This is a genomic window from Parabacteroides goldsteinii DSM 19448 = WAL 12034 (assembly GCF_000969835.1).
Classification (GTDB): Bacteria; Bacteroidota; Bacteroidia; order Bacteroidales; family Tannerellaceae; genus Parabacteroides; species Parabacteroides goldsteinii.
Genome location: NZ_KQ033913.1, coordinates 1,509,352 through 1,535,922 on the forward strand (window position 1 = coordinate 1,509,352; position 26,571 = coordinate 1,535,922).

The following is a 26,571-nucleotide window of genomic DNA, read 5'->3' on the forward strand; positions in this document are numbered from 1 at the left end:
GTGTATATGATTAGTTGTATGTAATATTCTGGTTATCGTTATCTGTAATACTAACAATTTCATATTTAAATGAAACATCAACATTCTGACTAATAGTTATTTTTGTATTGACTTGCTGGTTGTAAGATTTTCCGGCAATCAGAGCACCCAGTTGTACATTATTTTGAGATTTGAAAGAAACCGGGATTTCCTTTTCAATCGTTTTCGTTACAACTCCATCCACTAATATTTCTAATTCAGCATATACATTCAGTACAGGGGTTGCTACTGCATAAGTGATGTAGGAAAAAGAGGTTTCATTATTTAATGATACTTCCGTGTTTGTTTCAACAGTTTGAGGGGCATATACTATCATTGAAGTTTCAGCAATACTGGCAATATAGCGATATGCCTTAAAGTTAACTGTAACGTTATTTCCTCCGGTAACCTCCGGTGCATTCAAAGTAACATTTACGCGGGCTGTCAGTTGCTTCAGTGTAACATCCAAGCTGTTATTCGCTGCAGAAAGTGTAACATTTGTCTTTATACCTACTTTTGTCAGGTTATTCAGGTTTCCTACCGTCATGGAAGTAAACCCGTTATAAGTGTAGAGATTATCAAAAACGCTTGTATCATCCACATTTGCCACAACGATCACTGTCACATTTCCTGCTTTTGCATCGATTTCGGTTACTGTCTTCGGAGTTTCCTCATAGCCACCTGTAGTACTTCCGAAAGCATACCCTACACGTTGGTTAGATTCTTCTTCAAATACAGCAATTACATAATTCTTGATTGCCGATTCGTCTGATGAAGCATCGCCTTTCGTGCTAACCTCTTCCGTCATCATGCGTACAGATATGGAAGTTGTGCCGTTGCTTACGTTTGTGTTTGTCATATTATCGTCGATACCTTCGATTTCTGAAGAACAGGCTGTGAATGACAGAACCATTAAAATTGCTGATATGATATTTTTTGCGTTCATAGGAATGAATGATTATTTACGAATTAAAATTTTACCCTTACGATTACAATGCAAATGTACGGCGACGGCAAACAGCAGACGATAGGCAAATATTACAGGGTGGCACGGTATTTTTTAAAGCCTTGATTTTGATAAAAACACCCTATGAAAACGATAAATTTACCCTGTCAAATAGGGGGATTAAGCGAAAACAAACGATCAAAAAAAATCAATAAAAAATTATTCTCACAAGATTGATAAAAATGCCTTGGTAACTGAGAAAAGCGATGTTTTTTATGAATACCTTCCCAAAGGTGGCATTTATTACAGAAAAAAGGGAAACGACCGGCTGATGACCTGCGTTCCCCTTTTCTTCTCAAAAATACAACACTAACTATCTATTCAATTTCCGGACGGTCGCCTCCGCCTCCCGGGGTTTCCGGGTCAGTAGGAGTATCAGGTTCGGTGGGACGAACCGGACCTCCGGTCGACGGGGGGACCGATTGTTTCAAAACTTGCTGCTTATAATGTACTATCTCCTGGTTTTGTAATGCGATCAGGTTCTTATAAAGGGCGTCTCCTTCCAATACGGCATGCGCATTGATCTGCCGGACTACTTCCTGGTAAACTGCATCGGTCGCTTTACGGGCTTCGGCCAATTTATAATCCGGTTTGTCGAGTAATTCTTTATTACGGCTGTCGGTATAATTGCGGACATTGAGATTCGATTCTTTCAACTGGGTGAGAAACAGGTCCAGTCCGAGTTTATGAACTTCTGACGCATATTTATTTTCCAGATCATATATTATGTTGATCAACAGACCGGTCTCTTTATCCAACTGGCCTCTTACATTGAGTTTGTAATCTTTGATCAACTGGTTCACCTTAACGGCTGCATCATGAATGTCCGGGTCTGCAACAGACAACTGCGCATTTACAACCGCTTTTATGGCCATGAAAAGGGTGTCACGCTGTCTATCATATTCATCTATCTTGTCTGAGTTCAGGCTTTTTTGCGAAATTTTCAAGGCGATATCTTCATTGTCGATGGCTTGTTTGTAGGCGGGCAAAACCTCCGTAAGTTTACCTTTCACTGCCGTATCGGCATCGATACGGCTATAAAAATCGACATTGTAAAGATAGTGTGCTCCGTTATTCATACGGCCGACACTGATTGTGCTAATTTCCATGTTATTTATGATTTTAATGATTTATTGATCTTGCAGTGCTGCACAGCGTCCATACAGTCCTGTTTGAGGCTTTTGCAGTACTACAAACTGTCCGCGCAACCGTGTTTTGCCTTTTGTAGCACTGCAAAACGTCCGCGCAGTCGTGTTTGGAACTTTTGCAGCGCTGCAAGAACCGTTACACGAGTGTATGGGAGGTTTGCAGCGCTGCAAAAGTTTTTTATCAGTTTACATCTTCATGTTGTGTCTCGACAGACCACTCTTCGGGAGTAACGGTCACCCTGACATAGGCATTTTCCTTATATTCTTCATCGCCGGAGCCTTTACCGGTGATCGTGGCACTGATACGGATCACGTAATTGCGGATGACACCGGCAAGGAGATGTTCTGTATTATTGGCATCCGTCCCCTTCATATTCTCCAGCCTGATAAAGAAATAGCGGTCTGACAGGATCGGAGTATCTCCTTCAAGGATATCCCCTTTCAAGATCAATGTTGTGGGATTCGATGTTTCCGTATTCTCCGTTACGTAGCATTGCCATTTGTTCGCTGGGACATAACTATTGTCCGCATCGATCACAACAGGATTCTCACCGACAGCCGGAAACAGGTCGAGTCCGGAAAAATAGTTTTCGCCAGCCTCCCGTCCGTGAAGAAAAGTTCGTCCCTCCCCTGTAAGTTCCACGGAAGCATCCGTGCTTGAATGATCCGCCAGGCAGGTCGCATTTTTAGCATCAATCACATAAATCCGCTTCAGATGGAAACGGGCATTCGCTTCTTTCAGGTCGGCGGCATTATCGCCACTCCAACTGACGCTTATTTGCTCGAGGTCGATACGGCTGGCGGTACGGTAGACATTGACCGCTTCTTCAGATAGAGAACCGGCTCCGGTCGGTTTATTGGGAAACGCTTTATCCGGTCCCCAATAGTTGGCTCCCGGCTTAAGCATTTGATCTGTAATAGTCATAAAACGGCTGCACATCGGCAGGTTATCGACCTTGATATTTTCTAAATCATAGGTCTTCGACTTCAAATCATCCAAATTTGAAAAACTCTGATTCCCGACGTTGACCAAAATCACGTAAGTGTATGGCGTATCGCTTTTGGCACTGATCCGTATCGTGTCGGGAGTAGTTTCCGTCGGTATGTCCTTATAATCCACATAAGCGGTCGTCAACAAACTACCGTCGGCTTTGAACAGGGCGGCACAGATATTATTGATTTTCTTCTCGCCATTCTTTGTTTCCGGAGTCTCGGACTTTGCAGCTTTCGTCAGTATCGAACCCGGTGCGATCGCCATTGTCAGCGTTGCATCCTGCGGCACGACCACTTCGGGACCGTCATCGCTATCGGACGAACAGGATACCAGGAGGCTTAATGCCAGCAGGAAGGGAGTTATATTGATTGTTTTCATATCGTTCTTTTTTTATTCTACTTCTTCGGTTTGATGTACATATCCCCAGCCTGCCACTTCGACACGGACGTCGAGCGAGGCATCGTCGTTCTCTTCGGGATCGAAACTCGTTTCCGTGAAGGTGACATGGAGGCGGTAGATATAATTGCGCTTCACATAATTATGGTCGTAACCGTTCAACACACCATTTCGGTTGATCGGCGAGGTGAAGATGCGGGTCTGGTTCGTTTCCACCAGGGTCGCCTTTACGACCAGTAGTGTCGGGTCATTGCCGGACGCACTGTTTTCGAAGGCATAGGTTTCGAGAACAGGAGTCAGGCTCGGTGTATTGTCGGTTACCGTCAGGTTGAAATCGCTGCCGAGATAATCGGACGGATAAGAACCGGAGGCAAAAAGGGAAGCGGCTTCCGTGACGCCCGCCCCATAGATCAGGTTGGCCTGTCCGGAAGGGACTTCCACTTTTCCCCAATCCTCTTCGCTGAAGTAATAAGAACTGCTTTTCACGTTTGCCAGGGCGATATGGTCGATCCGCACTGTTTTCCCTTCCAACAGGGAACCGGCAAAACGGGTTTCGATCGTATTCATTTCCACACGAGCAGCAATACGGGTGAGCAGCAGAGGGGTGGAAAGATTATCAATGTTCGTTCCGGCTGTATAGCCGATCAGGTTGTCCTCCCCTTTCACCAGTGCTTGTTCCGTACGGACTACCTGTGTGCTGAAAGTCAATGATTCCTGCGTCTGTGAAGAAAGGTCGGCCAAACGTGACTGCAAACCGGCATAGTTACCGACGGAACGATCTATATTTCCGGGAATGTTTGCCAACACGACCAGCATAACACGTTCGGGAGTAGTCTCTATATCGGTAATGACCAACTTATCGGGCTCGGGATTCTCCGCACGCCCGTAGCCGATCAATGCAGAACCGTCGCTGTTAAAAACAAATGCGCTCAGGTTGTGAATGTCACTCTCGCCGGGTAAGGCATTCGGATCGTCGCCTGTTGCCTTACTTCCCGCCTGACTGCGCAATTGCAACCCGACGGAAAGCTTGGCCTGTTCGACCGGCGGTGTGACTGGCCCGTCGTCTTTCGAACAAGAAGCCAACATGATGGCAACAACTATGGATAAAAGTAATTTATATCGGATCATCTTTCTGAACTGATTTAATTGTTGATTGATTTAAAATTCGATATGGTCGTCCACCGTACCCCAGGGACGGATCGCCTGGCGGACGGAAAGCAGGGCGCCATCTTCACCGAAACGCAGGATGACATAAAGCACTGCGGCTTCGGGAGCGGTGAGCGGTTTGCCGTCGTCGTCGTGGGTAGCCACAGCCAGCGTATTACCTTCGGCTGTCAGTTGCACGTTCAGGTTCTCGCCGGAACACATCCGGTAGTTGGGGGCGAAATATTCCTTGTTCTTATCCCAGTCGGCATCGGGATGGTAATAGACGCTGTCGCCTGTCAACTGTCCCTGATAGTCGAAAGCATCTAACGTGCGGTTGACGTAGTAGTTGCAATCGGCATCGGTCGGTGAGTCATATTTCCTCAAGGCATATTTGATATTTTGTGTCACGATATTGACTTCTGAGAGTTTGGGGCGGACCACGATCGTGTCGTTATCGTAGAGGCTGCCTCCCGCTTTGGTCTGCACCAGGCGGTTTCCGTAGAACAGGTCGTCGGGTTTCTGAGCCAGACCGTCACGGCTTTTGAGTTTGATCTTCAATTCTTCGATCAACTTGCTTTCCGTGACAGTCTGGCTTTCTCCGGACAGATTTCCCCAGGCTATCACATGCAGGTTACAGTCTTCCGGATAATTCAGTCTGATTTCTTCGCGGTTGCGTATTTGCCCTTCCGTCATACGGACGGTTTGGAGATATTCGTAATTTTCATCGAAAACATAGAGGGAAGCATCTGCCAGAGCAGTTGGCGTAACATCTTCACCCTTCGCATTTTCCGCCTTTAAGGTCAGCTTGTAACAGGCTGCCAGATTCTCCTGTATGCAGCCGGAAAGTAACAAGGTTGAAGCGCAGACGGCGGCTACCAACCATCGACAGGTATAATTGATCTGTTTCATATTATATTTCGATTTCTTCATTTATGGTGATTTCTTCAAGCGTTATTCCTTCCCACGATTTAACGGTGATAGTAACGGATAATGTTGCATCATCCTGATTCTCTCCCGGGTCATGGGAACCTTTCCCTTTAACTGTGGGAACAATCTTATAGATAGTGTTACGCTGGACGCCTTTTTTTAGCTTAATGCGATAATAGCGGTCAGTAAGGACTGCCCCATTCACTGCATCATAGATAGTCCCTTTAAAATAGAGAATAACCGGGGCGACTCCCTCCGCTGTATACGAATTAGTCATTGCATAGAAACTGGCAATGTTCGTATGAGGTTGTTCGGCTTCCGCTCCTGTTACGATAACAGATGTATCTTTTTTCAGATAATCAGCCAGAACATTTCCTGCGACAATCTCTCCTCCCTGAGAATAATCCTTAATACCACACAAATAATTATCTTCTATGAATTCCATCGTATGCAAACCTTCGGTTTCTGATAAAACCGAACCTGTTTTTGTGTCATATAAATACGATTGAGGACGAACATTGGCAAGAAATACCTGAGATAACCGGAATTGCATTCCTTTCAGATCCTTGGTACCCCAGTTAACTGCCAGTTCACTTAAGTCCACACGGCCGACAACCCGCTTAACCTTCTCTGATATCTGATTTATACCAGCATTCTCCGCTGTCTTCTCAATCTTTACATCCCGGGCAATATTAGTCATAATAAAACCCTTTTTACCAACCTGACCGGTTGATTCGTCGACCTGGTCAGCTAATGAAATCGTTTTATCGTAATAATCTTTCGGCGTGAAAGATGATATTTCCCCGGCATTTGCAATCACCAGCAACCGATAAGTACCGGTTTTCAGGCCGACACGAACGGTGTCCTGGTCATCATTGATGATACGATAAGCACGACCGGCTACTTCGTTGTTACCATCGATAAAAACAACATTCAAGTCGTAGATTTCATTCTCGGCAGCAGTGCCCGGATCTGTTGTTGCGCCATCAGCCTTCGTTCCGTTAATACCGTCCACCGCTACGGAAACAGTGGCAAAGGCATCCTCACCGCTCGGTGTCGAAGCCGGTTCATCCTCCTTCGAACAGGCTGCCAGCAATAGACCGGATAAGAAGAACAGATATATTTTATTTCGTTTCATATCAGTTTTATTTTAGCTGTATTAATCAATTGAAGGATTCTCCACAATCTCACCCCAGGCCTGTACTTCGATCATACTTGTCAGCGTGGCATCACCGGACGGGTCATACGGAGTGTCGGAACCGGGACCTTTGATAACGACATCGATAGAGTAAATCACATTGCGGCGTACATACAGATGATCCGTCACATTGGATATCTGGTCGTGCTGCCGGTTCACAATTACGGGATAATAGGTATCCACGTCGCGGGTATTCCCGTTTTTGTCAGTATAATGGTAAGTTCCGTGAAGGATCAACAGCGTATGCCAGGTTGTTTCCTGCATATTTTCAAAAACAGTGTAAGCATTGGCGGCGCAGTTGGCGATAAGGCCCGTTTCGTCGGTCGCTGTACGGAAATCATAATTATAGGCTGTATGTAACTGATCCGACAGTTTGGAAGTACCTTCCTTATAAATACCTTCAATGTCGGGATTTGCACCTGTCAGGAAGAAATCAGGAAGGGAAGGGTCGGAAACTTCCACAGCGCCCCAATCTTCCGTACTGATATAACGGGAATAATTTTTGACATTTGCCATAAACACGGATTCCAGTTTAAAACTGGCTCCGTTGCTATATTCTTCCAGTGGACGCAGGAACAACTGGTTCAGATAGACACGGGCAATCGTGCGGTAGATCGTCACCGGTGAAGCAGAGATCTGATTGGCTCCCGTCTTCTGCAAACCGATCGTATTTTTTCCAGGCTTCAAGGTATAAGTCTGTACTCCCGAACTCATTGTCGGGGCTGTATCTTCGTTTTCAATCGTCTTGGTAAGGGCCAGGAATTGGTCCAAAGTGGTTAAACCGTCGAAAGTACCTTCGGGTGCATTGGCGACCAGCAGCATCCGGATAGTCCCGGCTTTCAACGGGGTAATATCTTCAACAGTATTTGTTTGTGTGACTTCGCGGGAGACGATCAATTTGTCTGCATTCTCGCCGGAAGTGCCGAAAATAGCCACATAGAGTCTTTCGATTCCGGAGTCAGCGGCTCTGGTTCCGATCTGTGGAATCGTGATGCGTAATGAAAGTGTAGCATCTCCGGTTTCGTCTATCTCAGGATTCCCGTCATGGGAACAGGATAGCAAAGAGAGAAACAGGAATACATTGTAAAATAAAACCCTACTATTCATAAATTATATTGTTTTATAAATCGTCAAACCGGAATATTTTTTGAGAGTGAAACCAACCCGGGAATTACCCCGGATTGGTTCGTTAGAATTTCGAATAAGGAAATTTAAACTTAATAAACTAGTATAATTGATTGTTAGTCGATGCTAGGATCAAGAGTGACCGTGCCCCAAGGTACAATTTCAATATTTGATGTTATTGATGCAGCTTCAGTCGGAGTTTCCGGATTATCACTACCAGGACCTGTAATAGTTGCGTTAATTGCATATTTCACATTACGTAGGACACCGAAATGCGCTAAATTTGTATAGCCACTATCATTTTTAACCTCACTTGCTGTTTCATTATTATTAATGTATACAGTCCAGTAAGCGTCTTTTGATGTTACAGTTTGACCGTTATTAGCTGTATAAGTATAAGTTCCTTGAATAACTAAAGCTGTTGCATTCTTAACATTAGCTATTCGAGAACTAGAGCTATTATCATATACAAAGAACTCTCCATTTTCTGCACTAACTTTTACTTCATTTGTTCCTGTAATATTCTGAGAGAAAGAGTGAGTATAAATACCTTCAGCACCTGTTAAATTAGGAACAATATTATCATCACTTTCCGTATCGTTTACAACAGGACACCATGCAGTAGCAGCACCAAAAACTTTTACATCATTACGATAATGCATAATAAAAGCTTTGCTTACTACTAACTTGGCATCCGTAGCAAAATCCGCACGTGGTTTTAACGTGATACTTTCCAAATCAATGTTAGCGACATTTCGGAATACTTTGATGTTTTCTTCAAATTGCTTATCATAAGCAGCAAATCCTTCATCAGTTAACGAAATGATATTTCTACCTTTCACCAAATTATAACCTTTAACAGCACTAGCCATCAAAGGTTGAGCAGAACTTAATTCGGCTTTCGATATTGCCTTTTTAAAGTCATCGATGTTTGTTTTTCCTTCGAACACTTTTGCTGGGGGATTCACAACAACCAAAACATTAACAGCTCCTGCTTTTGCATCAATACAAGCAGTTGTATCAACACCAGAATCCGCATCTCTTTCTTTGTAATTGATCAAAGCACCCGAAGCCATATTTTCCATTGCTCCATCATTAAAAACAGCAATACCAATTTTACCGACTTCCCCATTAGTAGAAGATTTTGTCTGGCTTTTCAAAGAAGAGCCATTAGAGCCGATCGAATTAAACGCTACCGTTACAGTAGCATCCAACTCCTGTGCCGGATCCGGAATATTAGGATCGTCATCATTTGAACAAGCGCTGAATGCGCACGCAACCATTGTTGCATAAATTAAATTTTGAAATTTCATAACTTATATATTTTAAAAGTGATAAATCATTTTACTACCCTATACTTATTATTCTCAGATTTCTTTTTTTGACTATCCAGATGATTAAGTTTTCTGTTACGTTGTCTCTTGTTGACAGTGCAAATGTAGAAAGCTTTGTTTTTAGGGTTTGTCGGTAAATTTATCACCCATGTGCGGTAATTTTTAAATGATAAAAATTCCTCTGTTTGTTTATATTTGTTTTAATGAATACCATGCTTACCCCCTTGTCGGTTGCCCGTATTGAGAAGGATTCACCCCATATTGTTCGGTAAAACGTTTGCGGAATGTCGCCATATCGTTGAATCCGACCATTTCACAGACCTCAATAATAGAATACCGCTGCTGCAAAATCAATTCAGCCGCATGTTTGATACGGACACTCCGCGTCAATTCCAGGATGCTGCAATTTGAAAACGCTTTTACTCTACGATAAAGCGTCGGAATACTCATACTCATTTCATCTGCCAAAAATTTTGCATCAAAACAAGGATCATCCAGATGCTCCTCGATAATCTTTACTATTTTATTCATAAAAACATTTCCTGCCGCTTCAATCTCATTTAACGGGGCAGGTACTGCAACAACCGCTTCTTCCGTATCCGTTGCCGACTGGGTATAGAACGCTCTCATTTGCTCGCGGCGTTTAAGCTGACTGATCAACTTACTGCGCAATACTTCAAGGTCGAAAGGCTTGGTAATATAATCGTCTGCCCCTGCTTCAATACCAGCTATCACATCTTCATTCTCTACTTTGGCTGTCAACATGATAACAACCGTCTGACTGGTTGCCGGATTCGTCTTTATTTCCCGGCAGGTAGTGAATCCGTCCTTTACAGGCATCATTACATCACACAAAATACCGTCCGGATGTTCTTTTTTTGCCATTATAACACCTTCCTCACCGTTACGAGCCTCGAATATCTGGTATTCCTTTCCTAAAGCCAGTTTCAGGAACCAACGGATCTGGTCGCTGTCGTCAATAATCAGGATTTTCTTTCCGGTCTCTTTCTTCTTGGGGATAAGCTGAACGAATCCGGCAATCTCTTCCTTTTGAAGTTCGTTAAGATTTACCAGGTCACTGTCAGGTTCCACAAATTCGACTGGCAATTCCATCAAAGACCGTTTTCCCAACGGAATAAGGATCATGCAACGAGTCCCGCTCTGTCCTTCCATCGTCTCCTGAATAAATTTTGCATGTACCGATTCTGCCATATCTGCGATCTGCTTCAAACCGATACGGGCACTGTCCTGCGCATCAAGACCGTCATCCTGCACACTCAAGGAACAACAGGACTTGCCGTCGACTTTAACTACTGCTATGTCAATCGTAATCTTCCCGTACATAAATGTATTCTTCAAAGAATTGGATAACATAGTACGCAAAGCATATTCCATCTTCCGGCGGTCTACCCACACCCATAAGACAGGTGTCTGCGTATTGATTTTAAAATCAATATTGTTCATGGCAATCCAGTCAACAAACAGGTCGCATATCTGCTTCGTTATATCCACCAGATCATAGCGGGCTATTCGCATATGGTTAGCGACATCATCACCGTGGCGAATATCTTGCAACTGATACATCATATCCTGCAAAGCAAGTGTATTGCGATAGGCCGAAAGAACCTGGGTGGAGACCAAACCATCGAGTTCACGATTCTGCACTAACTGTCCCAAGTATCCCAATATCAGGGAGAGAGGCGTACGCATCTCATGTACCGCTTCAACGAAGAAAGAGTTATGGAGTTTTTCCAATTCCTCCGCTCTCCGGATGGCTTCTTTGTATTTGGCTTCATGCTCATGGCCCCAATCGTCCGTCTCCCTGATCTTCTGTACCATGAGTTGTTGTATCTCACGGTTCTTGATGGTCAGCGTATCGACGGTCCGCTTCAACTCTTCGTTCTCTTGCTTGAGCTTCACAACTTCTCCGTCTCCTTGTCTTTCCTCTTTTTCCTGTTTATTATTAAACAGACCAGCGATTAGTGTTCGAAATTGATTAACCATTTCCATATGAATCAAGATTTACTATTTTTCATTTACTGATATCATTGATATTTAACATATCTTCCCCTATTCAGTAGAAGTTCGGTATCTTTTTTATGGATTTACTGCTGATTATTGCCTCAAAGTAACCAATCATACGAGTCCGATTGTAGAACATAAATTACATGTAACTACTGACAGACAACGATTTACACTTTATAGAACAATATATACATAGTCCATACAGAACTATGGTTCAGAGAGATAGACAATAAATTTCTGTTGTTTTTCAACAGAAATTTAAGGTCCCCTATTAAGGAAGAATGGAAGATGATAAAAGAATAGAGAAAGAATAGCCCCTATCGGTTGGAATTATTTTTTCCTGTAAAGATACCGGATAAATAACAGGCCTGTAAAGCCACAAAAGAGAAAGAAAAAGGGTAAAACAAGGGTCACGTTATAAAATAAAGCCTGGAATTAGTTCATATCAGATTATTTTATACCTTTGAATCCGAAAAATATGGAGTTCTGTATGAACTCCGTTCATTTTCATTGCTTATTGATCTTCTCAATAAGAGCCTCACACGGTTTTAAACGGATTGTTTTACGGGGATTAAGCATCACTTTCTCTCCCGTTCTCGGATTCCGGACCTGTCTCCGTGATTGAGGTAAAATAAATATCTTGCCGAACTCATGGATTCCTACTTTTTCATCAGTTATTACCCCTTCAACTACAATATCCAACAACGTATTCAGATAAATACGACTATCTACCAAAGTTATATCCAGCCTTTCTGCCAGCATTCTAACGATTTGTGTTTTATTCATTCTCTACTAATTATTAACTGCGAAAAATTCATTTATTATACCGGTCACAAAGTTCGGACTTTCAATCATACTACACAATCCGGATTTTTTTCATAATATGTTCTGTTTTTGCTTTTTTACTAAAATAATACGGCCTGCCCCCTCAAATCCGGGAACAGGCCGCATATCATTATATTTGCTTTAATTTAGAACGGGACCTCGTTACTACTGCCCTGGTTCAGGAAATCTGCACCGGCAGGCGGTATCGGAGGTAACGAATCGTCACTGTTCATATTCGATGAAAACTCACGGACAGCCACATCTTCATCAATATTCATGAACTTCGCATAATCGCCCTTAAATCGCAGACGCACATCCCCCGTCGCACCGTTACGATGCTTGGCTATGATGATCTCCGCCAATCCGACCAGCGAGTTACCGCGTTCATCTTCCGTAATCTTATAATATTCGGGACGATGGATAAAGCAAACCATATCCGCATCCTGCTCGATCGCTCCGGATTCACGAAGGTCGGCCAACTGCGGACGTTTTCCTTCAGCTCCCTGACGGCTTTCCACACCACGGTTCAACTGCGAAAGTGCGATAATCGGGATATTCAGTTCCTTCGCCAACCCTTTCAACGAACGGGAGATAGTACTTACCTCCTGTTCACGGCTACCGAAACTCATACCACTCGCATTCATCAACTGAAGGTAGTCGATGATAATACATCTTACCCCGTGTTCACGCACCAGACGGCGTGCCTTGGTACGCAACTCGAACACCGAAAGACTCGGCGTATCATCCACATAAATCGGAGCATCATACAACTCCTTAATCTTGAAGTCAAGCTGTTCCCACTCATAGCTTTCCAGGCGTCCGCTTTTAATCTTCTCACCCGGTATCTCACATACATTCACGATCAGACGGTTTACCAACTGAACGTTACTCATTTCAAGCGAGAACAAGGCAACCGGCACATTATGGTTCACCGCCATATTCTTCGCCATCGAAAGTACAAACGCCGTCTTACCCATCGCAGGACGGGCAGCGATAATGATCAAGTCGGAATTTTGCCACCCCGAAGTGATCTTATCCAACGCATCGAAACCGGTACGCGTACCGCTCAGACCTTCTTTCTGGTTTGCCGCTTTCTGCAATAAATCCATCGCATCCTTGATAACCGGATTGATTTGGGTCACGTCTTTCTTTACATTCCGTTGCGAAATCTCAAACAATTTACCTTCGGCCTCCTGCATCAGGTCTTCCACGTCGATCGTTTCGTCAAAAGCCTTTCCCTGGATCATCGCAGTGAAAGAGATCAACTCTCTCGCCAGGTATTTCTGGGCAATGATACGGGCATGATATTCGATATGCGCGCTACTGGCAACCTTGCTGGTCAGCTGCGAGATATAAAACGGTCCGCCCACCTGATCCAGTTCGCCACGCTTCCTCAACTGCTCCGTCACCGTCAGCATGTCGACCGGCCGCTGGCTGGCTGCCAGATCCACAATAGCTGCATAGATCATCTCGTGCGACTTTTCATAGAAGCATTCCGGCTTCAATATCTCACTAATGATCGAATAAGCATCCTTCTCAAGCATCAAGGCACCTAAAACGGCCTCTTCCAACTCGCGTGCCTGTGGCTGTAGACGCCCCATATCGGGCACGACCACAGGCTTTTGCTTTCCCCTTCCGGAGTTTCCTCTCCCGGTATTTTTAGTTCCTTCTGCCATTCTCTTTTGTAATTTTCGGACACCAAAAATACGATTTTTATTTGGTATTCATTCCTTTTTTTTACCTTTGCAGCCGTAAAAAGTAATTAACTAATTATGGACGACAGTATTCCGCGAGAAACATTAACAAGTAAAAATTAGCGGACGGGGGTTTCTTATTACCTCTGTTCGTGTTAACAACGAAAGGAGGCAATAATGAAAACATTTCTTTATTGTGAAGCCGGTTTTGTGGAGAAAGACCAGTGGCTTCCTAACAGCTGGGTAAATGTAGAATGCCCTACACCCGAAGACATCCAATACCTTTTAAATCAATTTCACGTACCCGAATCATTCCTGAGCGATATCGCCGATACCGACGAACGTCCGCGTATCGAATACGAAGGAAACTGGCTGCTGACTATCCTGCGTATCCCGGTACAAAGCAAGGAAAGCGGTATTCCCTTCACCACCGTTCCGATCGGCATCATCACCAACAATGAGATTATTATCTCGGTATGTTATCACAAAACCGAGTTATTACCTGATTTCATCCGTTATAGCCGGCGTAAAGAACTTGTCGTACGTCATAAATACGACCTGATCCTGCGTCTGATCCACTCATCAGCCGTCTGGTTCCTAAAATATCTGAAACAGATTAACAACGAAGTGGCACGTGCCGAAAAAGCCCTGGAAAAGAGTATCCGTAACGAAGATCTTCTGCGGTTGATGAAACTGGAGAAAAGTATGGTTTACTTCAACACTTCTATCCGTGGAAACGAAGTGATGCTCTCGAAACTGCAAAGCATTTTCCAGGAACCGATGTATATGGATGCGGAACTGCTGGAAGATGTCGAAACAGAGTTAAAACAGGCACACCTCACGGTGAACATTTACAGCGATATCCTTACCGGAACGATGGATGCTTTCGCCTCCATCATCTCCAACAACGTGAATACCATCATGAAGCGCATGACCTCCATCTCTATTATTCTGATGGTACCAACGCTGATTGCCAGCTTCTACGGAATGAATGTGGTCAATTATATTGAAGACGCTCCCCACGGACTTATTGCGATCGTACTTTTATCGATCACCTTATCCGCTCTGGCATTCTTTATTTTTAGAAAGATCAAGTGGTTCTGATAATTACACAAAAACTCATACAAAAAAAGTCCCGGATATCCGGGACTTTTTGGTTTGTTTTGACGGGAAACAAATCGTTCTCCCGAAAAACGAGATATACTTATTTAAGGGTTGCGCCTCCGTCCCCACCCTGATTCCGGACGATCCAGGGTAAAACATTAAAATCCATTTTCAGATAAGCTTCGTATTCATCAGGTTTTTCCGGATCGATCTCCGGTGTTCCGGAACCAAGTCCGGAAATATTCGTCACCAGCAAACGGTAAATATTATTTCGTACTATCGCAAACTCCATAACTCCCATCTCGTTTTCCTTGTTATTATCCAAGTGCCTGATCCAATAATTATAATAGCAATAATAATTGTTACCTTCCGGATCTTTCCGATAACGTTTCACAAAGAACTTTGCCAGCTCTTCATCAGTCGAATCTTCCGTAATGCCATCCAGTTTAAGTCCGGCATCTTTCATCGCTTTGATACTGCTATAAAATTTATAGTTCGCATAATAAATAGCATCAGGCCTTGCACTAGTTGCTTCTTTACCCTCTCCCCAAAGCGTACCGGGAACAAAACTTGCCTTAAACCGTACTCCGGTCGAATAAGCATTCAACTGTGCCGTTTTAAACATGCAATTCTCCAGACAATAAAAACCGTGGAACGCATCAACCGGAACCGACTGCCAGCTTTCAGCCACAGAGGTCAATGGATAAGCATAATAACTATCCGGATTATCAAACCCTTTCGCCCCATCTACCGTTTTCGAAAAGAAATAAGGGTCGATCACATAACCGTTATTCGCATTTATCTCTCCGAAATTTCCATTAGCAATAGTATAGGAAGAAGGAGCATTATTTGCTGTCAGCACCGCCGTATGACGAAACGTATAGAACCATCGGCTCAAATTGATATACTGGAATCCGGTCAGACTGATAGAAACATACTCTTTTCCATTTCCATCAACCAGGCTGTAATCCTCTTTCGACTGCCCGACCAGGACTTTAGCCATCACACGTTCCAGATTGATAGTCACGATGTCCGGTTCCTCCGACGGTAAAATCTCACGAACTGTCACTTTCAGATTTGAATCGGTCGTACCATCATACAAACCGCTATTATCGGCACGGTTTGTCATCTGCAATGTGCCGTCTTCGGTCAAGACTCCGAAACCATCCTTATAAGTAGACCTATCCACCAAATTTATAAACTCATTTTCCGTACTGAAAGAACCCGTAACATCTCCATTGGCAATCGTAAAGATATCATACGTACCCGGGTCTATCAACACCCGGTTGGCCGTATATTTCACAACATGCTCGTTTTGATTTCCGGACGAGCTATTTTCCGGTAATTGCGGACCGGCCGTACGTGTTATATTTTCCAGCCGAATCTTTTTATATAAAGCCTTCGTATCTGAATTAAACAGGTAGACATTAAGCGACTTCACATTATATTCGTTCGCATTTCCGGTTTCATAAATACCCGAAGTTTCGGCATCTCCGGCTTTAGTTGAAGAACTGTTGGGCACAACAAAAGCAAAACGAACATTTCCTTCTCCTCCATCCACAAAACCGGAATTATCTTCCGGCAAAACATCTGCATCATTAATACATCCGGCCAGCCCCAAAGCCAGGCATAACAGCCATACTGATTTTACAAAAAGTTTGTTTTTCATACGATAAAAGTATTTAGTAAATAATATTCCAGACTAACTCAATGACGTTTATTATTCTCAAAAAATAATGTCAGATTCATGCCGGCTTCTTCCGAGCCTTCCGCTTTTGCAGACTTCAGCAAACGGATACCCTCATACAAATTTCCGGTCATTAACTCATATACCCCCTTACAGTTTTTATAGGCCAACGTTTCATGGGGTGCCATTTGCAGATATTGTCCGGCAGCCTGCCAGTTTCCCTGTTCGATGGCTGCCGCTGCCGCATTCTGGTTGGCTACCGGATGAGCCGGATAAATCCTGACGCTTGTTTCGATTATCTTATAAAACTGTTCCGGTTCATTTTTATAGCTTAATGCAACCATATACAGCTCACGCAAAGAGAGCATCTGAGGGTTCATTTCAGCCACTACACGGGCTTCCTCCAGGTTAAAATTCAGCTCTTTCTGATTACGTATATCCGTTGCATCGCTCTCTGGAGAAATATAAGATGCCTTTAATCCTGACAGGCCGGACACTGTCGACGAAGATGCGGCCTCCTCCACAACAAGCGGTTTCCCGCTATCCGGAGACAAACCGGATTTCGTCAAACGAACCTCTTCCCTAACAATCTCCCCAGAATGAGTCAACCGGTTCATTTTCAAAAACAACTCAGGTTTACGCATCCAGTTCTCCGCAATAACAGAAGTAGTATAGACAATTTCACAAGGCTCTTTTTCCGACAGTTCCTTTACAAGAAAAAAGTCATCTCCTTTAATTCCTTTTCTCTTATTTAAAACCCGGTTCCGTTCATAAGTACGATGTCTTTTTTTACCATTTAATAAAACGGGAGGCAACTCTTTTTCCTGCCTGTTTTCTTTAATAACCGGAATAAGCGTCAGGGCTTCATTCGATGCAAAATCATGTGCATTGACCATGTACTTTATCGACACCATTAACGAATCCCCTTCCACAAAACAGGATTGCGATTTTATCTCCACATCGATATTTTTTGCTGATAAGGAGTTGCTAATAAAAAATAAGCCCAATAACACGAGCAAATTGATTTTCATATTTATCGTTTTTTTATTGTATAAAGTAGACTAAAGAGAAACCTAACTGAGTCGGACCAACATAATTAGTATGCGCTTTTTCTATCAGAGATGCCCCCTCCTTCCGCCCGTACTTATCATAACTCAAATAAGCATATCCAAACGCAATACTGGCCTCCAGATTCCACAACGGACTTATCATCCATTGATATCCATAGGAAACCCCGCCACCAACCAGATTTCCTTGAAAACGATAATCGGACAATATCCCTCCGACATTAAAACGAGCATAATGAGCCTGTATACCGACAAAACTTCCCTGAAAAACATCGCCAAACCATTTCCTGAGCTCCGGCTGTATAAGAAGATGCTTCATCTTTCTGTTATCAGCAAAAGTCCACGGATTATAACTTATAATCGAACTGATAGAATAGGTATCATTACATTTTATCTCCCCACCGATATTCAAAGATGACGTCAAATCATAGAGAACATTACTTTTCACTGCTATATTCTGACAATTCATTTTTTGCAATACACTAATAATCAAAACAATAAACAAAAGACACTTAGGCTTATAAAACAATAAAATACCTTTATTGCAATAATTCATAATGTTACAAAAAGCAACTTTATAATTTCTTTTTTCTTGCATAACAAATATCATCGTAAATAATTAACACCATATATTCTTCACTTTTTACATTTTCACAAAAAAATAATGACTAGAATAAAGGATCGTTTTTTCTAGTCACTATTTCGAGAGTAAAATTCAATATATGATGATTATTGCAACTTCTTGAAAAACTACATTTATCTATCTGTAATACAGCGAAATAAAAAGATTAAAAATGCTTTGTTTTTCATTTAATATAAAATATATTTGCACAAAATAAATGACTAAAAAAAACGATCGTTTTTTTTAGTCATTGCTTTATAACCTTATGAATATTTCATAAAAAACTCCGTATTTCCCGGTATTATTTTTAGTTGAAACCGGGAAATACAGAGTTAAATATTGAACACGAATAAAACCTATACCGCTATTTTTCCTGATTATTCAGTTTACGGACCAAATCGTCTGCTGTCCGGAATTTTATGGTTGTTCTCGGAGCAAGCATAATTGGTTCCATTGTTTGCGGATTACGAACAGGGCGGGACTTCTGGAGCACGGGAGAAAAAACTCCAAGCCCTCCTATCCTCACCTTGTTCTCTGATTTTACTTCATTAAATACAGTATCGATAAATGTATTCAATACCTTTCGTACAGCACTTTGCGTGTACCCTGTCTGTTCTGCAATGGAGTATATCAACTCTCTTTTGTTCATCATATCTTTTACGATTTTTAATTGTTTGTTCTGTTTAATCTGTTATTTCAAAAGCATTTCATTGTTATCTAATAATTTGCGTACCAACCGGACCTGTTCCCCAGACAAGCGTAAAGTCCTCAACCCTTTCTCATACTCACTTAGTTTATGAAAATCGGTACCGACATAATCATAATACCCTTCACGGAGCAAATGCTCCGCTACCTGCCGGACCTGTTTACCCTGTAAGCCGGCTAAAGAAAACAGGTTCAGTTGAAATCTATACCCTTTACTTTTCAAATAAGAATAGTCCTCCTGTTTCATATACCCATATCGCTCCGGATGAGCGATAACAGGCGTATACCCATCCAATGCCAGGTCGAACAGGATTGTCAGAAATTTGTCGTGAGCCGACAAACAGGAAGTCTCAACCAAGACCTGCCTGCCGGGAAGTGTAAATAACATTCCCTTCATATATGCCTCAAAACCATCGTCCAGCATATACTCGGCAGCCAGGTGTAACTCTATTTCCGGAGGACAACATTCCTTCAAAATAGCATACTTTGCACACAGGAGTTCCGGTGTATTATTAGGAAACTCCGCCATAATATGGGGAGTCAGAAATATCCGTTTCACACCGACTTCCTTCATTCTCTCTAATGCAGCGATCGAGTCCATCAACGACTCCGATCCACCGTCCACATTAGGAAGCAGATGCGCATGTACATCTGTCATTCCTTCAAGCAATGTGGTACGGATTATGTTTTTCTTTGAGCTAAACCAGGTCAGCATATTGGAAAATAGTTTTTATTTTTTCTTTTCGTTCCCGTAGCCATAACCATAGCCGTAACCGTATCCATAGCCATAACCGTAACCATACCCCGAACGATTATAGCGGACACCATTCAGCACCAGACTCATATTCCTGAATTTACCCTGCCTGTATAGCTTTTCCAGTTCAGGTAACTGCCGGCGGTCCATCAACCCGGCACGCAGGATATAAATGGTCAGGTCGGCTACACGGTTTACAATCGCTGCATCGGCCACCAAACCGGCAGGCACATTATCCAGAATGATATAATCATACCGTTTCTTCAACTCCTCGATCAAAGCTTCCAAACGATCGCTCAATAAAAGCTCGGAAGGATTGGGAGGCACAGGGCCGGTATGGATAATATCCAGGTTTGTGGCAAGTTCCTCTTTTTTTATGATAGAGTTGATGTCATCCACTTTTCCGGATAAATAGTTTGTTATTCCCATGTTAGTGGAACCACTAACATGGCCGCTAAGGGTACCCTTACGAATATCGAGATCGACCAGTATCACTTTTTTTCGGGTCAGGGCAAAACTCATGGCCAGATTCATCGATACAAATGTCTTTCCTGCATTCGGATTGAAAGAAGTAAACATCACTACCTTCATATCCTTCGCTTTCACACGCATGAAATCCATATTCGTACGGACAATACGGAACGCCTCCGAAATACTGTCGCGCCCATTTTCACGCACGACTATTTCATCTTTATTCTTCTTGTCACGCAAAGGAATCTCTCCCAGGAACGGGATCGATACGGCATCTTCCACATCCTTACGTGTACGCACAGTCGTATTCATGACCATCTGCAACCAGATGATACCTGCCGGAATAGCCAATCCCAACACTACTGCTGCCAATAAGATCATCATCGATTTCGGTGCCACCGGACTCCGGCTTCCCTGCGCCGCATCGATCACACGGGCATTACTTTCGGTAATCGCCTGCGACAAAGCATTCTCTTCCCGCTTATTCAACAAGTAGAGATACAACTCTTCCTTGATCTTCTGCTGACGTTCGACAGACAACACATATTTCTGTTGTGTCGGCACAGCCGAAATACGGCGGCTGGTCTGGGCTTCCCGTTCTCTGATATTCTTTATCTTGATATTCAGACCGACAATCAGGTTGTCGATAGCCCGGATAATCGTCTGCTTCATCGCACTAAGCGAATTATTCAGGTCCATCACCACCGGATTCTTGTTACTGCTATTACCTATCAGTTTATCGCGTTTTAGCAACAAGTTGTTGTATTCGCTGATTTGCCCTTCTATATTCACATCGGCAATCCCGGTGTTGGCAGGTATCAGGTCCGAACTCTTATGAGGGTCTGTCAGGTAATCACGTATATATTTCGCCAAAGTCACCTGATTCTCCAGTCCAAGTCCTTCTTTGCTATACTGGCTACTCTCCTGAAGGTACATTCCCGTTTCCGAACTGATGTCCGTCAGCTGGTTTTCCCGTTTATACGTTTCGATATCGGCATCCACACTACCCAACTCCTCTTCAATAATGATCAAACGGTCATTAATAAAGTTGGAGGTGTTCACCGTTACCTGGTTCTTATCGTTTATCGCGTCTTCGTTATACACGGCAATCAACATATTCAGAACATCTTCGGCACGCGGTATGGATACGTCCTGCAACGTCAGGTTGATGATCGTCGCCGTCTTACTGGCCAACGCCACCTGAAGGGAATTGCTATAAGTCAAAGCGATCTCCTCCCTGTTCCGCTTACTTATAGTTACCGCCTTCCCGAAATATTTATCCGCATAATACAACGTAGGGGTCACCACCAGTTTACCCACCGGAGTAGAGACCGTATCGTTCAATGCCACTTTCAAGCTCTTAGCCTCATTCGTCGAGAAACCGGACAACAAAATCTCTCCGGCCGACAAAGGTGTCGCTACCAAGGAAAAAGACTGCGAAGCCTCCGCTTCCGGGAACCGTACGGCTATCGGCGATTGCGTATACAACTCTTCCGTCCGCAACCCGTCCTTTATCGTATAGCTGATATCCAGGTTCAACCGTTCAGCCACTACCGACATCAGACGCTTCGACTTGAAGACCAACACTTCGTTGTCCACATTACTTTTTACATTGAACATATTCAGCTCTTCGAAAGCTGCCGACTCGCTGAGCCCTCCTCCCTTGCTATTGTCTTTTATCAATACCGATGCCGTACGTGTATAGACTTTAGGAGCCCATTTCAGATACAGAACAGCGACTCCGGCACAAACCAGGACAGACAAAACGAACCAATACCAGTTGGCCAACACAATATGGAAAAGGTCACTCAGGTTCAGTTCGTTTTCTTCTCTTCGCAAGTTGATTGTTTCTTGTTCAGAATTCATTTGTAATCCGATTATTTAAAGATTAATACCGCAATCGTAGTCAGCAAGGAGATAACAGAAACCCAGACTCCGATCGAATTATTCTGGTTGATGCTGCTCTGACCCGATTTCGCTTTATTCGGTTCCACATAGACAATATCGTTCTGTTGCAGGTAATAACAGGGAGAATTAAAAATATCAGCCGAACGCAAGTCATGGAACAGGATTGTACGTTTTCCGTTATTTTCGCGAATCACCCCTACCCGGTCACGACGTCCGTAGATTGTCAAGTCGCCTGCCATACTCAAAGCCTCCAACAATGTGATACGGTCGCCGGAGATAGTAAAGCTACCCGGACGTCCGACTTCGCCCATCACGGAAATCTTGAAGTTCAGGAACTGTACCGTCACAATCGGGTCCTTAATCAAATCGCCTTCGATCAGCTTGTTTTTGATCAGTTCGGTCAACTGCATACGGGTCAGGCCTTCCACATGGATTTCTCCCAGGATGGGAAAGTCAATGTTTCCGTTCGTATCCACCAGATACCCTAAAACACGTTGCTGTCCGCCAGTGTTAGAACCCAACTGATAACTTACCATCGGCATATTGAAAGGCAATGCCAGTTCCGGGTCACGACTGTTCACCATAATAGCCAGCAAGTCGTCACCATGGATAATCACCTCATACTTTTGTTCGATCTCCTGTTGTTTCAACGGAACGACATCCTGCAAATAGATAATTTTTTTAGTCGATGTGCAGGCGGTAAAAAATACCGCCATACACACGACCAGATAAGCCACATACTTCTTAAACATAGTTACTTACAGTATTAATTATGCTCAGGCTTCATGTTTCCCTGCTCTTTCTCGATGTTCTGCGATACCGCTCCATACTGTTCGACAACAATGCTTTCCACGCCACGGTTAGTCTTAACACGAATCGTATATCTTATTACCGCCTGCTTATAAGTGACAGTCATCTTCATATCGCCACTTACCGCCATACTCTTTGACATTGCGATTTCGGAAACACCTTCACTAGCCAAAACATTCCTTAAAGCAGCCATCAGCATTGCTTCAACATCACCCGTCACTCCTTTACTTTTAGATACGACTTTCCAACCTTCTTTCGCCTTAACGGAAAAGTCTTTCGATACAGCCGTTGTTTTTCCAAGGTTGTCCACTTCTTCAGACAAGAGGGTTTCACTATTCGGTTCGGCCGACAAATCTGTAACCACTCTCAACTCGTGTACAGAAAAGCCATCCAACTGCAGGACATAAGATTTATCCGAATCATCATAAATAACTTCTGCATTATCCGTTCCGTTCACATAATGTTTCACTTCCGTGAAATAAACATCATTATCGGCTTCCAGCGCCTTTACCCTTATTTCCAATGGCTTTTCAAACTTGACACCGTCCGGTTGGCAATCAAAGCTAGATAACGCCAATGCCGAAGATGTTGTTTGCGGAGTAGAAGTCGACACCGCCTTATCGGCCACCTCTTTCAGCTTTTTATCAGCAGCCGGAACAAATGACGTGATTGCTATATCCGTTTCTTTTTCCACTGCGCCGGCAGGAACAAACGCTTCGGTATTTTGCGTAATAACCAGCAAAGCGTCTTTCTCCGGAGTCACTTTAACAGCTTCAGCCTGCTTAGTCAGTATCTGCGAGTAAAATACGGTGGCACCTTTTTCTGCTTTGCTATCCACTGTCACTTCATTTTTAATCGTGATGTATCCGTCTTTGGCAAAGCTCAGTTCAAAAGAACCTTTCTTATCCACCTCGATTTGGTAAGCACCTGAAGCATCCGTTTTTGCCGACACCTTTCCGGCAGATACGGAAACATCCGCCAACGCATTCGTTCCGTCCGTTACCTTACCGGTAATAAAATAGGCTTCTTTTTCCAATGGGTTTTCTACTACTTCGGGAACCGGTTCCACTTCATCTTTTTTACATGAGTTGAAGGACAATCCCCCCACCATCAACGTTGCAGCCAACAGGCTCAACGACCAGAAATTAGTTGTTTTCATACTAAAAATGAATTAATTAATATTTATTATTTGTTGATAATATGTTTATGGAAAAGCTGTTATTTCAATTCTTATCAGGTTTGAACTATCCGATTATTGACCGGTTGTACCTGGCTCCCCTCTCGAGAGGGGGGGGAATGTGTCATAATGCCACCTATACCACCATCACAATCAAAGTCACTTGGCCATTACAGGTTTATTTGCCGTCTGCTTCAGCTGACGGTTTACAAGTTGTTTCTCTCTTTTGGCTTCAGCCACATTTCTCTTTGAAATAGAACTAGAAGAAATGGGACTAAAGTCCAGACATATAGAGCATTTAACAATCCGTCAGCTAAAGCAGACGGCAAATAAACCTGTGACAAGGCTTGTCTTATTGGCTGGCTATAACACACCCCCTACCCCCTCTCGAGAGGGGAGCCAGTTACAACCGGTCACTATAACAAGACATACAAAACATTCATATCTTTCTATACAGGAAATTATTTTGTAACAATTCTCAGAATCTCCTTCTTTATAAAATCCGGGGCATCATATCCCCGGCTACCGTTTTCGTCGGGACGGACTTCGTAGCTGTAACCTAACAACTCGTCGCCATACGAACCGCCATGACGTGCCCTGTATTCATGGGCAAAATATTCAGGTAACCGGAAACGGACGGCTCTACGTTTCCCCCGCTTCGTTCCCGGAATCGGGAGAGCAAAATGGAAACCACCATTCATCTCACCATCGGTAAACAGGCCATATACCCCGACCGTCACCTCGCCAAAATGACGACGGCAATCCAGCTGGGCTCCCATATCGCCATACACCAGCCGCACGGCCGCCAGGTCTATCTGCAAACCATAATGCGGTTCGTTATACCGTCCCCAGACGGAACCCGACACCCTTCTCCAGGTCGACACCACCCATTCCCCGCCATAGCAGGTACTCGACCCGGTCAGTCCGACATTCGCCCCCACCAACCACCGTCCCCGGGCCGGTTGATAACGGAGGGCGGCATCCACTCCCATCCGGTTGCCTGTAAAGTTTCCGGCCGTAAGCCGTCCCAACACACCACCCGGCAGACGAAATTCCTGCCGCAGCGTAATCACTCCCGGACGTATATATTTACGGAAATCAGTCATATTCGTATAAACCGGCAACACGACCTGCCCTGTCAGCACCGCCCCTTTCCAAAGGTCCATCCGGATAGCCGGAGAAAAATTGACCGCTACCCCATATAATTTATCGAGCCATGAATTCTGTAAGAACAGCTCCGGATACAACACCACATCTATCCGTCCCGCCATCTTATTCCGGCGTTCTTTCCCTTTCAAGCGCCGCATTGCCTCATCCGTATCATAACTCACCTCCAATGCCGCCGTCTGCCGGGGCAATGTCAACAGCAATCGCGGCATACGGTCGTCCAACACCACCAGCTCATACGCTGTTGCCTGTTCCGTCTCCGGCAGGCTGCGCAGGGCTTCAATCACAGCCGCCAGTCCGCGATACGTCCCCCGGTATATATTATCTTCATAGGCTATCGTACAAACCGAATCGGTCTGTGCCACCCGTATCTCTTCCATGCCGAGCGAAAGCAAAGTTTGTTCAGCCGCTTCTACAACCTGTCTTCCCGCCGGTTGTTGCCCCAGTACCCCTGTAACCATTCCCCAGGCCATCAGGCAAACCATTCCCAAACGATTCCTTCTCATTGCCGGCCTCCCTTCTTTTTGAGCAATACCAGTTCATACCGTATCCCGCCCGATACCGCTTTCAGGTCGTAACAAAACAGGTGTACCGTAAAATGATTGAAAAGACGCACGCTACCGCCCATATTCACCGCATTGCCGTCGTACTCCGCCATCAAGGAAAGCGGACGGCAGAAGGCGGGCGAATAACTCATCCCACCAAAGACTCCGTCACGAACAGCATGCTTACGGAACGGGATATTCCATCCGAATGTAAACGCCAGGTCATGACCGCCAGACTGAAAATGCTTTGTCGCTACCCCATACACCGACGAGAAATAACGATTGCCGGTCTCCCCGCTAAACGTATTCAGTTGCCCGGTCGTCAGTGCGTCACTACTCCCCACGACCACCGACGGCCAATATCGTCCTTCTTTCAACGGACGTATCCTGAGCGACACCGAACGGTCCTGATTCCATTTACCCGTTTTAAGTTTCATCAACGTACAGCGATAACCGACCTCCAGGCAAGGCAGAAAAGTCACATTCAGGAAATAATTCCCGGAATTATAATCCCAGAAATCAGGAAGCATCTGCTCCGGCAGATAATTCGCCCCCACCATAAACGTTCCGTCTACCTGCATATCTGCCGTCGGAATATTCAATAACCCCGTCACCCCCATCGAGTGTTGAGCGTATAAGGATGAGCCGCCCAGCAAAAAGCCCGCAGCCAAAACAAATAGAAAACATTTCATTTATTCGGATATTATAAGAAACTGTT

The 26,571-nt window shown here is 44.0% G+C and carries 22 protein-coding genes; 1 reads left to right on the forward strand and 21 read right to left on the reverse strand.

The genetic code is table 11. The features are described 5' to 3' along the window. Window positions 1-10: 10 nt before the first annotated feature. From HMPREF1535_RS19195 to dnaB, 11 genes are all read right to left on the reverse strand, one after another. Window positions 11-964, reverse strand: a complete 954-nt coding sequence (locus HMPREF1535_RS19195; RefSeq protein ID WP_048315924.1) for a hypothetical protein — start codon at window positions 962-964, stop codon at window positions 11-13. 377 nt (window positions 965-1,341) lie between these two features. Beyond that, a complete protein-coding gene (locus HMPREF1535_RS26010) occupies window positions 1,342-2,133 on the reverse strand; it encodes a DUF6261 family protein (RefSeq protein ID WP_046147170.1) in 792 nt (263 codons plus the stop codon). Window positions 2,134-2,353: 220 nt separating this feature from the next. Further along, the gene (locus HMPREF1535_RS19210) at window positions 2,354-3,544 is read right to left on the reverse strand and encodes a fimbrial protein (RefSeq protein WP_046147171.1); all 1,191 of its coding nucleotides are present in this window, start codon (window positions 3,542-3,544) and stop codon (window positions 2,354-2,356) included. A gap of 12 nt (window positions 3,545-3,556) precedes the next feature. Continuing rightward, entirely contained in the window at window positions 3,557-4,690 is a 1,134-nt protein-coding gene (locus HMPREF1535_RS19215; RefSeq protein ID WP_046147172.1) for a fimbrial protein, read from the reverse strand. Between the two features lie 30 nt (window positions 4,691-4,720). Beyond that, window positions 4,721-5,638, reverse strand: a complete 918-nt coding sequence (locus HMPREF1535_RS19220; protein ID WP_244275658.1) for a FimB/Mfa2 family fimbrial subunit — start codon at window positions 5,636-5,638, stop codon at window positions 4,721-4,723. Then, on the reverse strand, window positions 5,619-6,773 hold the full coding sequence (locus HMPREF1535_RS19225) for a fimbrial protein (RefSeq protein WP_046147173.1): 1,155 nt from the start codon (window positions 6,771-6,773) through the stop codon (window positions 5,619-5,621). Before HMPREF1535_RS19225 ends, HMPREF1535_RS19220 begins: the two co-directional genes overlap by 20 nt. Before the next feature lie 21 nt (window positions 6,774-6,794). After that, window positions 6,795-7,940: a fimbrial protein gene (locus tag HMPREF1535_RS19230; RefSeq protein ID WP_046147174.1), complete on the reverse strand. Its 1,146-nt coding sequence runs from the start codon at window positions 7,938-7,940 to the stop codon at window positions 6,795-6,797. Between the two features lie 134 nt (window positions 7,941-8,074). After that, window positions 8,075-9,271, reverse strand: coding sequence for a hypothetical protein (locus tag HMPREF1535_RS19235; RefSeq protein ID WP_046147175.1), 1,197 nt, complete (start codon window positions 9,269-9,271; stop codon window positions 8,075-8,077). A gap of 237 nt (window positions 9,272-9,508) precedes the next feature. After that, window positions 9,509-11,302 carry a hybrid sensor histidine kinase/response regulator transcription factor gene (locus HMPREF1535_RS19240; RefSeq protein ID WP_046147176.1) on the reverse strand — a complete coding sequence of 598 codons (1,794 nt, stop codon included), beginning with the start codon at window positions 11,300-11,302 and terminating at the stop codon, window positions 9,509-9,511. Window positions 11,303-11,824: 522 nt separating this feature from the next. Beyond that, window positions 11,825-12,103: an HU family DNA-binding protein gene (locus HMPREF1535_RS19245; RefSeq protein ID WP_046147177.1), complete on the reverse strand. Its 279-nt coding sequence runs from the start codon at window positions 12,101-12,103 to the stop codon at window positions 11,825-11,827. A gap of 185 nt (window positions 12,104-12,288) precedes the next feature. Beyond that, window positions 12,289-13,818, reverse strand: a complete 1,530-nt coding sequence (dnaB, locus tag HMPREF1535_RS19250) for a replicative DNA helicase (RefSeq protein WP_046147178.1) — start codon at window positions 13,816-13,818, stop codon at window positions 12,289-12,291. 195 nt (window positions 13,819-14,013) lie between these two features. On the opposite strand from dnaB, the gene HMPREF1535_RS19255 reads away from it, so the two are divergent. Further along, on the forward strand, window positions 14,014-14,940 hold the full coding sequence (locus HMPREF1535_RS19255) for a magnesium transporter CorA family protein (RefSeq protein ID WP_007657016.1): 927 nt from the start codon (window positions 14,014-14,016) through the stop codon (window positions 14,938-14,940). A 100-nt stretch (window positions 14,941-15,040) separates the two neighbouring features. On the opposite strand, the gene HMPREF1535_RS19260 is transcribed toward HMPREF1535_RS19255, so the two are convergent. From HMPREF1535_RS19260 to HMPREF1535_RS19305, 10 genes are all read right to left on the reverse strand, one after another. Continuing rightward, a complete protein-coding gene (locus HMPREF1535_RS19260) occupies window positions 15,041-16,609 on the reverse strand; it encodes an Mfa1 family fimbria major subunit (protein ID WP_046147179.1) in 1,569 nt (522 codons plus the stop codon). A gap of 38 nt (window positions 16,610-16,647) precedes the next feature. Continuing rightward, window positions 16,648-17,658 (reverse strand): DUF3868 domain-containing protein, encoded by a 1,011-nt coding sequence (locus HMPREF1535_RS19265; RefSeq protein WP_007657025.1) that lies wholly within the window; start codon window positions 17,656-17,658, stop codon window positions 16,648-16,650. 13 nt (window positions 17,659-17,671) lie between these two features. After that, window positions 17,672-18,250, reverse strand: a complete 579-nt coding sequence (locus tag HMPREF1535_RS19270) for a DUF3575 domain-containing protein (protein ID WP_010802994.1) — start codon at window positions 18,248-18,250, stop codon at window positions 17,672-17,674. A 430-nt stretch (window positions 18,251-18,680) separates the two neighbouring features. Beyond that, window positions 18,681-18,968, reverse strand: coding sequence for an HU family DNA-binding protein (locus HMPREF1535_RS19275; protein ID WP_007657030.1), 288 nt, complete (start codon window positions 18,966-18,968; stop codon window positions 18,681-18,683). Between the two features lie 39 nt (window positions 18,969-19,007). Further along, window positions 19,008-19,736 carry a tyrosine-protein phosphatase gene (locus HMPREF1535_RS19280; RefSeq protein ID WP_007657032.1) on the reverse strand — a complete coding sequence of 243 codons (729 nt, stop codon included), beginning with the start codon at window positions 19,734-19,736 and terminating at the stop codon, window positions 19,008-19,010. 15 nt (window positions 19,737-19,751) lie between these two features. Beyond that, window positions 19,752-22,112, reverse strand: coding sequence for a GumC family protein (locus tag HMPREF1535_RS19285; RefSeq protein WP_010802993.1), 2,361 nt, complete (start codon window positions 22,110-22,112; stop codon window positions 19,752-19,754). A gap of 11 nt (window positions 22,113-22,123) precedes the next feature. Next, complete coding sequence (locus HMPREF1535_RS19290; protein WP_007657036.1) at window positions 22,124-22,906, reverse strand: polysaccharide biosynthesis/export family protein; 783 nt, start codon at window positions 22,904-22,906, stop codon at window positions 22,124-22,126. 14 nt (window positions 22,907-22,920) lie between these two features. Continuing rightward, window positions 22,921-24,123 (reverse strand): carboxypeptidase-like regulatory domain-containing protein, encoded by a 1,203-nt coding sequence (locus HMPREF1535_RS19295; protein ID WP_046147180.1) that lies wholly within the window; start codon window positions 24,121-24,123, stop codon window positions 22,921-22,923. A 479-nt stretch (window positions 24,124-24,602) separates the two neighbouring features. Beyond that, complete coding sequence (locus HMPREF1535_RS19300; protein WP_052716748.1) at window positions 24,603-25,814, reverse strand: YjbH domain-containing protein; 1,212 nt, start codon at window positions 25,812-25,814, stop codon at window positions 24,603-24,605. Beyond that, on the reverse strand, window positions 25,811-26,545 hold the full coding sequence (locus HMPREF1535_RS19305) for a YjbH domain-containing protein (protein WP_046147181.1): 735 nt from the start codon (window positions 26,543-26,545) through the stop codon (window positions 25,811-25,813). Before HMPREF1535_RS19305 ends, HMPREF1535_RS19300 begins: the two co-directional genes overlap by 4 nt. Between the last annotated feature and the right edge of the window lie 26 nt (window positions 26,546-26,571).

What these genes read in the sequence shown, in the direction of transcription:
- HMPREF1535_RS19300 (WP_052716748.1), bottom strand. Translation starts at nt 25,814, where the DNA reads ATGAGAAGGAATCGTTTGGGAATGGTTTGCCTGATGGCCTGGGGAATG.
- HMPREF1535_RS19260 (WP_046147179.1), bottom strand. Translation starts at nt 16,609, where the DNA reads ATGAAAAACAAACTTTTTGTAAAATCAGTATGGCTGTTATGCCTGGCT.
- HMPREF1535_RS19240 (WP_046147176.1), bottom strand. Translation starts at nt 11,302, where the DNA reads ATGGAAATGGTTAATCAATTTCGAACACTAATCGCTGGTCTGTTTAAT.
- HMPREF1535_RS19270 (WP_010802994.1), bottom strand. Translation starts at nt 18,250, where the DNA reads ATGAATTATTGCAATAAAGGTATTTTATTGTTTTATAAGCCTAAGTGT.
- HMPREF1535_RS26010 (WP_046147170.1), bottom strand. Translation starts at nt 2,133, where the DNA reads ATGGAAATTAGCACAATCAGTGTCGGCCGTATGAATAACGGAGCACAC.
- dnaB (WP_046147178.1), bottom strand. Translation starts at nt 13,818, where the DNA reads ATGGCAGAAGGAACTAAAAATACCGGGAGAGGAAACTCCGGAAGGGGA.
- HMPREF1535_RS19230 (WP_046147174.1), bottom strand. Translation starts at nt 7,940, where the DNA reads ATGAATAGTAGGGTTTTATTTTACAATGTATTCCTGTTTCTCTCTTTG.
- HMPREF1535_RS19245 (WP_046147177.1), bottom strand. Translation starts at nt 12,103, where the DNA reads ATGAATAAAACACAAATCGTTAGAATGCTGGCAGAAAGGCTGGATATA.
- HMPREF1535_RS19210 (WP_046147171.1), bottom strand. Translation starts at nt 3,544, where the DNA reads ATGAAAACAATCAATATAACTCCCTTCCTGCTGGCATTAAGCCTCCTG.
- HMPREF1535_RS19305 (WP_046147181.1), bottom strand. Translation starts at nt 26,545, where the DNA reads ATGAAATGTTTTCTATTTGTTTTGGCTGCGGGCTTTTTGCTGGGCGGC.
- HMPREF1535_RS19195 (WP_048315924.1), bottom strand. Translation starts at nt 964, where the DNA reads ATGAACGCAAAAAATATCATATCAGCAATTTTAATGGTTCTGTCATTC.
- HMPREF1535_RS19275 (WP_007657030.1), bottom strand. Translation starts at nt 18,968, where the DNA reads ATGATGAACAAAAGAGAGTTGATATACTCCATTGCAGAACAGACAGGG.
- HMPREF1535_RS19280 (WP_007657032.1), bottom strand. Translation starts at nt 19,736, where the DNA reads ATGCTGACCTGGTTTAGCTCAAAGAAAAACATAATCCGTACCACATTG.
- HMPREF1535_RS19265 (WP_007657025.1), bottom strand. Translation starts at nt 17,658, where the DNA reads ATGAAAATCAATTTGCTCGTGTTATTGGGCTTATTTTTTATTAGCAAC.
- HMPREF1535_RS19255 (WP_007657016.1), top strand. Translation starts at nt 14,014, where the DNA reads ATGAAAACATTTCTTTATTGTGAAGCCGGTTTTGTGGAGAAAGACCAG.
- HMPREF1535_RS19285 (WP_010802993.1), bottom strand. Translation starts at nt 22,112, where the DNA reads ATGAATTCTGAACAAGAAACAATCAACTTGCGAAGAGAAGAAAACGAA.
- HMPREF1535_RS19290 (WP_007657036.1), bottom strand. Translation starts at nt 22,906, where the DNA reads ATGTTTAAGAAGTATGTGGCTTATCTGGTCGTGTGTATGGCGGTATTT.
- HMPREF1535_RS19235 (WP_046147175.1), bottom strand. Translation starts at nt 9,271, where the DNA reads ATGAAATTTCAAAATTTAATTTATGCAACAATGGTTGCGTGCGCATTC.
- HMPREF1535_RS19220 (WP_244275658.1), bottom strand. Translation starts at nt 5,638, where the DNA reads ATGAAGAAATCGAAATATAATATGAAACAGATCAATTATACCTGTCGA.
- HMPREF1535_RS19215 (WP_046147172.1), bottom strand. Translation starts at nt 4,690, where the DNA reads ATGATCCGATATAAATTACTTTTATCCATAGTTGTTGCCATCATGTTG.
- HMPREF1535_RS19295 (WP_046147180.1), bottom strand. Translation starts at nt 24,123, where the DNA reads ATGAAAACAACTAATTTCTGGTCGTTGAGCCTGTTGGCTGCAACGTTG.
- HMPREF1535_RS19225 (WP_046147173.1), bottom strand. Translation starts at nt 6,773, where the DNA reads ATGAAACGAAATAAAATATATCTGTTCTTCTTATCCGGTCTATTGCTG.